Source organism: Mesorhizobium sp. P3_A9 (assembly GCF_056402975.1).
Window position 1 is genome coordinate 1 of record NZ_JBFUGJ010000522.1, and the last position, 3,039, is coordinate 3,039.

At 63.3% G+C, this 3,039-nt stretch carries 2 protein-coding genes and 1 pseudogene; 2 read left to right on the plus strand and 1 reads right to left on the minus strand.

All coding sequences use genetic code 11. The features are described 5' to 3' along the window. Together AC1DX0_RS33740 and mgtE are read left to right on the plus strand one after the other, a co-directional pair. Positions 1-300, plus strand: a pseudogene (locus AC1DX0_RS33740) (ABC transporter ATP-binding protein/permease); the annotation flags it as partial. 271 nt (positions 301-571) lie between these two features. After that, positions 572-1,936 (plus strand): magnesium transporter, encoded by a 1,365-nt coding sequence (gene mgtE / locus AC1DX0_RS33745; RefSeq protein WP_477220569.1) that lies wholly within the window; start codon positions 572-574, stop codon positions 1,934-1,936. Between the two features lie 146 nt (positions 1,937-2,082). On the opposite strand, the gene AC1DX0_RS33750 is transcribed toward mgtE, so the two are convergent. Continuing rightward, a partial coding sequence (locus AC1DX0_RS33750) for a serine hydrolase domain-containing protein (RefSeq protein ID WP_477358685.1) occupies positions 2,083-3,039 on the minus strand: 957 nt, incomplete at its 5' end.

A 3,039-nucleotide genomic window follows, 5' to 3' on the forward strand; every position in this document is an offset into this window, starting at 1 on the left:
CTCCTGTTCCTCGACGAGGCCACCGGCGCCCTCGACCCGGAGGGCAAGATTGCCTTCCATCAGGCGATCAAGGACAACTGCCCCGATGTTACGGTGATCAGCGTCATGCACGAAGCGGTGGCGCCGCGATCGGCTGCCGGCACCGAGTTCTACCACTCGATCGTCCTGATCGCCGACGGCGTCGCCACCAAGAAGCCGCTGGTTCCGATGCTGCCTGTCGAACTCACCACGATCCTGGCCCAGCCAAGGCCGGTCGAGGACAAATGGCTGCGTTTCTCGCGTCGGCTGAAGCAGAAATAACGGTGATTTCACCGCGACTTGCCGGGTAGAACGGCAGTCGGCGATCACAGTGTCGCGATCGGAGCTATCAGGCGCCGATTTCCTTCCTCACAACGATTGACTCGGCAAGGTGCGCTCCTATGTTGCGCCCGCTTGCTGACAGTCAAATCAGAACCCGCRAGCGGAAAGGTCACCGCGCCATGCCTGGCGACAGTATTAGTCGAACGCAACCGCCGTCCGCCYAGACGTGACCTGAATGGYTCAYGTCCTGCCGGAYGGCAAGGAGTGAGCCATGAACGATTTTCCCACTGTAGCGGACGACGAGGCCGTCGCCATCGCCCGCATCCTCGCAAACGACCACGTTGCCGACGTGGTCGAGGCGCTCAATCATGAATCGCGCGAAACCGCGACGGATCTGCTTTGCGCCGTACCCTTCGAGCGGCTGGTCGAGATTTTCGATCAGCCTGAACTCGAAGCCGCGCCAGAACTCGTAGACGCCCTGCCCCGCCCCAAGGCAAGCAAGCTGCTCACCGCCATGTCGGTCGACCGTGCGGCCGACATTTTGCGCGAGCTCGAGGAGCCGGCACGTTCCGAACTGCTCGGTGCGCTGGCGCCGCCGCTACGTGCGACCTTGCTTTCCATCCTGGGCTATCCCGAGGGCAGCGCCGCATCGATCATGACGACCGAATTCGTCAGCGTTCCTTCGGACTGGACCGTTGGGCGCACGCTCGACTACATCAGAAAGGTCGAGCGGACGCGCGAAACCGTCTACGCGATCTACATCGTCGATCCCGAAACTCACCTGCTGGTGCGCTCGACCGGTCTGCGTCGGCTCATCACCGGGGAACCGGACGACCCGATCCTGTCGGTAGCGCCGGACCGCGTGCCGGTCACGGTCACGCCGCTGACCGATCGTGAAACCCTGGCGCAGACGATCTCCAAATACGACCTGCTCGCCGTTCCGGTGGTCGACCACGGCAAGATACTGGGCATCGTCACCATCGACGACATCATCGACACGATGATCGAGGAGACGACCGAGGACGCGCACCGCTTCGGTGGCATGGAGGCGCTCGACGAGCCCTACATGAAGATAAGCTTCCTCTCCATGATCAAGAAGCGGGGCGGCTGGCTATGTGCGCTGTTCATCTCAGAAATGCTGACCGCCAACGCCATGCAGAGCTACGAGGGTGAGCTGCAGAAGGCGATCGTGCTGACGTTGTTCATCCCGTTGATCATGAGCTCCGGTGGCAATTCCGGCTCGCAGGCGACCTCGCTTGTCATCCGGGCGCTGGCGCTGCGCGAGATCGGCCTGCGCGACTGGTGGCGGGTGGCGCTGCGCGAACTGCCGACCGGTCTGGTGCTGGGCGCCATGCTCGGCGTGGTCGGCATCTGCCGCATCGCGCTCTGGCAATATATGGGCTTCTACGACTATGGCCCGCATTGGCCGCTGATCGCCACGACGGTCGGCGCGGCACTGGTTGGCATCGTCACCTTTGGTTCCCTGTCAGGGTCGATGCTGCCGTTTGCCCTGAAGCGCATCGGTTTCGACCCGGCCAGCGCTTCGGCGCCGTTTGTCGCCACCCTGGTCGATGTCACCGGGTTGGTGATCTATTTCTCGGTGGCGATGGTCATTCTGCGCGGAACGCTGCTTTGAGCAATTCCAGGAAAAGTGTGAAACGGTTTTCCGTCCGGAATTGCGTCAACAAAAGATAGATCGGTTCTGAGTTTCCGTGAAACGATGAGCCGATCCAGCAGCGTCTGTATCTGCCGCCGGCTGTGGCCGGCGGCGATCTACCCTACTCAGGCCTGCCTGCCATAGATGGCGTCGCGGAGTGCATCGGGAAAGGCGCCGGTCATGCCGGCGACGGCCGTATTTGTCAGCGCCACCACCGTCAGCTCCAATGCCGGATCCACGAACCAGGAATGGCCGTAGACGCCGCCCCAGCGCCAGGCGCCGGCCGTCTGCGGCGTTGATGCGGCGAGCGGGTCGCGCAAAATGCTGAAACCGAGACCCCAGGTCCAGCCAGGCATGCCGGTTTCCAGGCCCGGTATCGCGTCCGTGGTCATCGCCGCGGCCGTTTCGCCGCGGATGACTGGCCCGCCGCCCGAACGCAGCGCCTCGAGCAGCTTGAGGACATCGCCGGCGGTGCCGTTCATGCCGGTTCCGCCCGAGGCGAAGGAAGCAGGATCGAAAACACGTCCGGGGGAGTATGAAATGAAACCCTCGCCATAAGGCACGCGGTGATGTTCCCCCATGAGAATGGCCTTGCCTGGCCCGTCGGCGTAAGGCGTCACCAGCCGGGATCGATCGCGCACGGTAAAGGCCGCGTCTTGCATGCCGAACGGCTGAACGACCAGGCGATCGACCAGTTCCGGCAAGGAGGCGCCGGTGGCTCTCGCCATGGCCTCGCCCAGCACATCTATCGCCATCGAATAGCCCCATCGCGTTCCCGGTGCATAGGACAGCGGCACAGAGGCGATGCGGCTGAGATTCTCGGCCATCGAGAGGCCGGGCTGGTCGAGACCGTCGGAGATACCAGCGCGAATGTAGGGTCCGTCGGCCGCCTGGCCGAAGCCGTAGCTCAGGCCCGCAGTGTGCGTCATGAGCTGTCGGATGGTGATGACGGGTTCACTGCCATCCCCGAGCTTCGGCCGGAATTCCGGGATGAATTTCGCCACGGGATCGTCAAAGCCGATGATGCCTGCTTCGATAAGGGCAAGAGCGGCCGTCGCGACGACAGGTTTGGTGACCGACGC

Excerpts from the sequence above, each read along its gene's own strand:
- mgtE (WP_477220569.1), top strand. The coding sequence starts at position 572 with ATGAACGATTTTCCCACTGTAGCGGACGACGAGGCCGTCGCCATCGCC.